Source organism: Pseudomonas sp. (genome assembly GCF_050739655.1).
In the GTDB taxonomy this organism is placed as follows: domain Bacteria; phylum Pseudomonadota; class Gammaproteobacteria; order Pseudomonadales; family Pseudomonadaceae; genus Aquipseudomonas.
Window position 1 is genome coordinate 1 of sequence record NZ_JBOIBY010000509.1, and the last position, 7,087, is coordinate 7,087.

Below are 7,087 nucleotides of genomic sequence, written 5' to 3' on the forward strand. Positions count from 1 at the left end.
GCCTACATGTTTTTCGCGAGCAAGCTCGCTCCTACAAAAGCTCAACTGAACAGCATTACGCTATCAGAGGCGTATTTTACCCCGACCATTAGCGGGATTGTTCAGCCCTTGAGGACGGTGCGCACCATTCGGGTCAGCGCCTGCGGGTCATAGGGTTTGCTCAGCAGATGGGTATCCGGGCTGAGCTGGTGGTTGCGCGAGATAATGTCACGGGTGTGCCCCGAGGTGAACAGCACCGCCACCGGAGGATTTTGCACCTTGGCCCATGCCGCCAGGTCTGTACTCTTGATCAGGCCTGGCATCACCACGTCGGTGAAGATCAGGTCAACTTCAACACCGTCCAGCAACATTTGCATCGCCACGTCGGCGTTGGCGGCGGTCAGTACCTGATAGCCCTCCTCGCGCAGCAACTCGACCGACGACGCACGCACCGCCTCGTTGTCCTCCACCACCAGCACGCGCTCATGTCCGCCCCTTGGCTGCACGTCCGGCGTGGTTGTTTCTTCGTCCATCGAGCGCAAACTGCGCGGGAAATACAACTCCACCCGTGTTCCCTGCCCGACAGCGCTGGAAATCTCGATATGACCGCCACTCTGTTTGACGAAACCGAACACCATGCTCAACCCCAGCCCCGTGCCCTGCCCCTCGGGTTTGGTGGTGAAAAACGGTTCGAACGCCTGCGCGAGTACTTGCGACGGCATACCGCCACCCGTATCGGCCACGCAGACCCGCACATAATCACCGGCCACAATGCCTCTGCCTGCGCAGAACTCCCGGTCGAGGCTGATGTTGTCGGCGCTCAGGTCAATGGTCCCATCGCCTTTCATGGCATCGCGGGCATTGATTGCCAGGTTGAGAATGGCGTTTTCCAATTGGTTGCGATCGACAAACACCCGCCAGGGTTCGGCGGGAGCCGTCATATGGACCAGAACCGTTTCCCCCAACGCGCGCTGTAGCAACTCGCCAAGGCTGTCGAAAATCTGCTGTGGCGTGCAGATCGCCGGAGACAACGGCTGGCGGCGGGCAAAGGCGAGTAACTGCGAAGACAATTTTGCACCGCGCTCGACGGCGGCAATCGATGCGCCGACCCGGCGTTGCACGTTGGCATTGTCCGGTTCGTGTCGGGCCAGCAGATGCAGGTTGCCGGCGATCACCTGCAACAGGTTATTGAAGTCGTGGGCCACGCCACCGGTAAGGCCGCCGATGGATTCGAGTTTCTGCGACTGGCGCAGTTGCTCCTCGGCCACCAGCCGCGCTTCGACTTCATCGGCAACACGCTGCTCCAGATTGCGGGTGAACTTGAGCAAGGACTCTTCGGCGGTCTTGCGTTCATTAATGTCGATCAGCACACCGGGGAAACGCAACGGCTCACCCTGCTCATTGAACTCGCAACCGCCGCTCGCCAGCACCCACAGGTAGCTGCTGTCGGGGCGCATTACGCGGTATTCGGCGTTGAAGGGTGCACCGGTCTGCATGGATTGCTGGACTTGCTCCTGAACCAGAACATGATCGTCAGGATGAATACGCGCCTCGGCGACCTCTTGCGGCAGGTTCTCAAGGCTCTGTCCGGGCGGATAGGAAAAGGTGCGGGCAAAACGTTCATCGCCGCTCAACACATTGTTTTTCACGTCCCAGACGAATGAGCCGAGCAAGGCTCCGGCATTCAGCGCCAGGCGTACCCGCTCGTTATCGGCGCGATAGGCATCTTCTGCGGTTTGGCGCAGACGCTCGGAAATCACCAGTTCGGTGGTTTCGACCACCATCGCCATGACCCCGCCGGGCTTGCCTTCATCGTCGGCCACCGGGCTGTAATACAGGTCCATCCAGACGTCTTCGGGGATACCGTTTCTGAGCAGCACCAATTCTTTATTGCGATAGGACAACGTGCCGCCGGCCAGGCAGGTATCGACCACATGGCGATTGAATTCGGCGACTTCCGGCCAGCCCAGCTCAACCGGAGCGCCCAAGAGATAAGGATGACGTCCACCGGCAAACTCGGAATAGGCATCGTTATAGATCATGTAACCGGGGCGCCCCCAGAGCATCACCATCGGTAGCGGTGATGCGAGCATCAATTGCACCGAGCTGCCCAGGCTTTTGGACCACGTATCAAGGGGTCCCAGCTCGGTGCGGCTCCAGTCGAACGCACGAATACGCTCGGCCATCTCGCCGCTCCAGCCGCAACACCCATGGCTATCCTCAAGAAATTGCATCGGTTGGCCTGATCCCGGAAGTAACCCCCGTTTGCTTCGAGTATTGCACGCGGTATTCGTTTCATAGAGGTATAGCTGATTCGCATCACCTCGGTTTCACCCGGTACGGATCGTTCCCACGCTCTGCGTGGGAATGCAGCCCGGGACGCTCTGCGTCCCATACCAGAGCAGCTCTGCGTCCCAATCAAGAGCCGAACGCGGAGCGTCCGTTGAGGCGTTCCCACGCGGAGCGTGGGAACGATCAACAGTAGGAGGTGTGGGGTATTACACCTCGATTAGATGCTTGAGCGGGTTGTAGCCGCTTTTCAACGTCGCCGCGACGTCGAGAATCGCCTTCTCGATGCCATTCAAATGCATGCACGTCAGCTCGATGGCCGCGCTCTGGTTGCCCGCCTCGATGTACTCGATCAACCGCAGGTGTTCGTCGTCGCGACAAGCTTCGTGGCTATCGTCATCCAGCGCGGCGGCGTACAGCGAAGCCCGGGAGATGAGCTTCTGGAACCAGTCCAGCAACACCGGGTTATTCAGGCTGCGGGCCAACTTGATGTGGAACTCGCCCAGCAGGTGGATCAAGCGTTCGTGGTCCCCGCTTTGATGCGCTTCATCTTCCAGCAGCAGGTGATCACGCAGGTCCTGGGCCACAGCGGTATCACGCCGACGGCACAGCTCACTGACGATGCCGATCTCGATCAAGCGCCGGGTTTCGAACAGCGAACGAATCTCTTCGTCGCTGGGCAATGACACCGATGCACCTTTATTGGGCTCGGTCGTGACCAGGCCATCGGCTTCCAATTGCTTGAGCGCAGCCCGAACCGACGTGCGGCTGACATTGAAAAGTTCGGCCAGCGACGACTCGCCCAGCTTCATTCCCGGACGCAATGAACGCTTGCTGATCGCCTCGTAAACCCCTTGGTAGACGCGGTCGACCGTGGTTTCCAATTTCTTTTCCGTCATTCGATGACTCCTATAGCGCTATGCAACTTATCAATGGCGACGAGACAGCCATGAAAAAGGGGCTTGCATGAGCAGGTTAATCCGGGTATTTCTAAATTGCATCCAGATTTTGCATACAATAATTAGAGGAATGCACCATTATGGGTCATCCAGTTGCAATTGAAGTGCGTAACGTCTCTAAACGGTATTCAGACGATCCAACCTTGGCACCCGCCCTGGACAACGTCTCGGTCGACATTGCCGACAACGAATTCTTCACCCTGCTCGGCCCCTCTGGCTGCGGCAAAACCACCTTGCTACGCACCATCGCCGGCTTCGAACACGTCAGCGACGGCGAGATTCGTCTGGCCGGTGAACCGGTCAACGACCTGCCGCCCTTCAAGCGTCGGGTCAATACCGTGTTCCAGAGCTACGCACTGTTTCCGCACATGAGTGTTGCGCAGAATATCGCCTTCGGCCTTGAGATGCAGGGCATTGATCGCGAACTGATCCCGCAGCGTGTCGATGAAATGCTGGCGCTGGTACAAATGCAGCATCTGGCGCGGCGCAAGCCGGCGGAATTATCCGGAGGCCAACAGCAACGGGTGGCTCTGGCCCGGGCCTTGGCACCGAAACCGAAAGTGCTGTTGCTGGATGAACCGTTGTCGGCGCTGGACTTGAAGCTGCGCAAGGAAATGCAAGTCGAACTCAAGCGCGTGCAGAAAGAAGCCGGGATTACCTTCATTTTTGTCACCCACGATCAGGAAGAAGCGCTGACCCTGTCCGATCGCATCGCCGTGATGTCGGCCGGTAAAATCCTGCAGATCGGCACGCCCAATGACATCTATGAGCGGCCCCAGCATCAATTCGTCGCCCAGTTCATCGGCGATATCAACTTCCTCCCCGGCCACCTCAAGCGCGACCAACACAACCAGAACATCTTCGTTCCCAATGGCATGCCGGTGGAAATCCCTTGCCTGCCCCAAGGCATCGACGGCAGCAACGTGCAACTGGCGTTCCGTCCGGAGCGTTCGCAACTGGTCGACCCGGCGCAACCTCACCATCTGCGCGGGGTGATCGAGGCGGTGTTGTACGTCGGTACCGCGACGCTTTACCAATGCCGCTTGAACAACGACATAAAAGTCATGCTGCGCGAAAACAACGAAGGCCTGAACCATGGCCGTGGAGTAGGTGATCGCGTCGCGGTCAACCTGCCGCCCCACGCCTGTCTGCTGATGGAGGCCTGAGATGAGCGTCAGCAGCACTTCCCCCGCCCTCAACCGGGCGCTGTTGCTTAGCCCGGTGGTTCTGACCCTGCTGGCCCTGATCGCCATTCCGCTGGGCATCATGGGCTACATCAGCCTATTGCCGCGCAACGTCTATGGCGGCGTCGACTGGCAGGCCGACTGGCAATTGCAAAGCTACGTGCAGCTGTTTTTCCAGGAAGGTTTTGATGGTGAGCTGGAACTGAACTGGGTCTACGCCCAGGCGTTGCTGCGTTCGGTGTTCCAGGCCGGTGGCACCACGGTGCTGTGTTTCCTGTTCGGCTTTCCCGTGGCGCTGTGGATGTCGAGCCTGACGCCGCGTCGTCGCAATCTCATGGTGCTGCTGATCACCATTCCGTTCTGGACCAACCTGCTGATTCGCAACTACGCATGGCTGATCATCCTGCGCGAACACGGCTGGATGGCCCAGAGCCTCAATGCCCTGTTCCCGTCTGCCGGTGGCATCACCCTGCTCTACAACGACTTCGCCGTCAGCGTCGGGCTGGTCTACAGCTTCCTGCCGTTCATGATTCTGCCGATCTACTCGACCCTGGAAAAACTCGACTGGCGTCTGGTGGAAGCGGCCTATGACCTGGGCGCCAATCGCTGGCACGCGTTGCGCCGAATCATTCTGCCGCTGTCGATGCCCGGTGTGATTGCCGGTTCCCTGCTGGTGTTCGTGCCGAGCCTGGGCGCCTTTATCACCCCGGCGATCCTCGGTGGCGGCAAGACGCTGATGATCGGCAACCTGATCCAGCAACAGTTCGGCACCGCACGCAACTGGCCGCTGGGCAGTTCGCTGTCGTTCCTGCTGTTGGGAATCCTGCTGCTGTCGCTGGTGCTGTACGCACTCTATAGCCGCAGCGCCGCCAAAACCCTTCGTCGGGGAGCCACCGCATGATCGCCCTGCACCTGAAAAAACTGCCGCTGACCCGTGAAGTCAGCCTGCTGATCCTGGCCTATCTGTACCTGCCGATCTTTGTGCTGATCGCCTACAGCTTCAACGCCAACCGCTCGGCGACGGTGTGGACCGAGTTCTCGCTCGACTGGTACGGGCGGATCCTGGCCAACCCGTCGATCCAGACGGCGGCGCTGAACTCGATCATCGTCGCCGGTATCGCCACGGTCTGCGCCACGGCCATTGCCCTGCTCGCGGCGCTGGCGACTTACCGGCCGTTCTACGGGCAGAAGATGGTCGAGGGCGGGATCAACCTGCCGCTGATCCTGCCGGAAATCGTCACCGCCGTGGCCACCCTGCTGCTGTTCATGGCGCTGGGGATCAAGCTCGGTTTGCTGACGGTGATCGTCGCGCACATAGGATTCTGCATTCCCTTCGCCTACCTGCCGATCCGAGCGCGGCTCAATGACCTGGACAAGAGCTTGCTGGAAGCGGCGAACGATTTGTACGCCAACCCGTGGCAGGTGTTTCGCCGGGTGACGCTGCCGCTGTTGTGGCCGGCGGTGCTGTCCGGGTCGGTGCTGGCGTTCGTGGTCAGCCTCGACGATTTCATCATGACCTTCTTCGTTGCCGGCCCCGGTTCCACGACCCTGCCGGTGTACATCTTCTCGGCCATCAAGGCCGGCGTGACGCCGGAGATCAACGCGATCTCGACCTTGATGCTGGTGATTTCCATCGTGCTGGTGGTGCTGGCCTTCTGGCTGGGACAGCGCGGCAAACAACAATGAGCCTGGAGACGTCTTTTATGAACAAACCCATGAAAGTGAAAAACATCGGTTTCGCGGTAGCCGGTCTGGCCTTGAGTTGCTTCACAGCACTCACCGCATTCAGCGCCCAGGCCGCCGAGCCCAAGGAGCTGTTCTTCTATAACTGGACCGACTACTACCCGGTCGACCTGCTGGCCAAGTTCGAAAAGGAGACCGGGATCAAGGTCACCATGGACGGCTACGACAGCAACGAAACCCTGCTGGCGAAACTGCAGGCTGGCGGCGCCGCCTATGACGTGATCGTGCCATCGCAGTCGATCATGCGCACCCTGATCAACCAGAACCTGTTGCTGGAAATCGACTCGCCAACCCTGCCCAACTTCCAGTACGTGAAACCTGCGTTCCGCGACCCGAGCTTCGACCCTGGCCGCAAGTTCTCGGCGCCGTACTTGTGGGGCACCACCGGGTTCTCCTATGACAGCGCCCGAGTACCTGGCGGCAAGCTCGACGAATCGTGGAAAGAGTTCTTCGAACCGCGCAAGGAACTGCAAGGCCAACTCGCCGCGCTCGATACTTCCAGCAGCGTGATCAACGCCGCCAGTCATTACCTGAACGTCGACGAATGCACGGAAAACCCGCAGGACGCCAAGCGCATCCTTGAGCTGCTGCAAAAACAGAAACCCTTCCTGAAGATGTACAGCTCGGACAACACCGTCGACCGCATGGCCTCAGGCGAAGTGATCATGATGCAGAACTGGAACGGTTCCACGGCGCGGGCCACCTTGCAGAAGAGCACCATCAAGTACGTGTATCCGAAGGAAGGCGTGGCGATGTTCCAGGACAACTTCGCCGTACCGAAAAGCGCACCGCATCCTGGTAACGCCAAGATCTTCATCGACTGGATGATGAAACCGGAAAACGCCGCCGCCGTGTCCAACGCCATCGCCTACGCCAACGGCATCCAGAGCGACAAGCTGATCGACGCCAAATGGCGAGTCATGGACGCCATCA

Annotated in this window: 6 protein-coding genes; 4 read left to right on the forward strand and 2 right to left on the reverse strand. The window is 59.5% G+C overall.

Annotation, left to right across the window (positions count from 1 at the left end; all coding sequences use genetic code 11):
- Positions 1–101: 101 nt before the first annotated feature.
- Together ACRESJ_RS24165 and ACRESJ_RS24170 are read right to left on the reverse strand one after the other, a co-directional pair.
- On the reverse strand, positions 102–2,213 hold the full coding sequence (locus ACRESJ_RS24165) for an ATP-binding protein (RefSeq protein ID WP_431760156.1): 2,112 nt from the start codon (positions 2,211–2,213) through the stop codon (positions 102–104).
- 264 nt (positions 2,214–2,477) lie between these two features.
- Positions 2,478–3,167 carry a GntR family transcriptional regulator gene (locus tag ACRESJ_RS24170; protein WP_431760157.1) on the reverse strand — a complete coding sequence of 230 codons (690 nt, stop codon included), beginning with the start codon at positions 3,165–3,167 and terminating at the stop codon, positions 2,478–2,480.
- 140 nt (positions 3,168–3,307) lie between these two features.
- Here ACRESJ_RS24170 and ACRESJ_RS24175 point away from each other — a divergent pair, with 140 nt between their 5' ends.
- The 4 genes from ACRESJ_RS24175 to ACRESJ_RS24190 form a co-directional block, all read left to right on the forward strand.
- Entirely contained in the window at positions 3,308–4,393 is a 1,086-nt protein-coding gene (locus tag ACRESJ_RS24175; protein WP_431760158.1) for an ABC transporter ATP-binding protein, read from the forward strand.
- Position 4,394: 1 nt separating this feature from the next.
- Entirely contained in the window at positions 4,395–5,312 is a 918-nt protein-coding gene (locus ACRESJ_RS24180) for an ABC transporter permease (RefSeq protein ID WP_431760159.1), read from the forward strand.
- Positions 5,309–6,097 carry an ABC transporter permease gene (locus ACRESJ_RS24185; RefSeq protein WP_431760160.1) on the forward strand — a complete coding sequence of 263 codons (789 nt, stop codon included), beginning with the start codon at positions 5,309–5,311 and terminating at the stop codon, positions 6,095–6,097. The genes ACRESJ_RS24180 and ACRESJ_RS24185 overlap by 4 nt, the downstream gene beginning before the upstream one ends.
- A 29-nt stretch (positions 6,098–6,126) precedes the next feature.
- Positions 6,127–7,087: extracellular solute-binding protein (locus tag ACRESJ_RS24190; protein WP_431760161.1), on the forward strand; the 961-nt coding region annotated here is incomplete at its 3' end.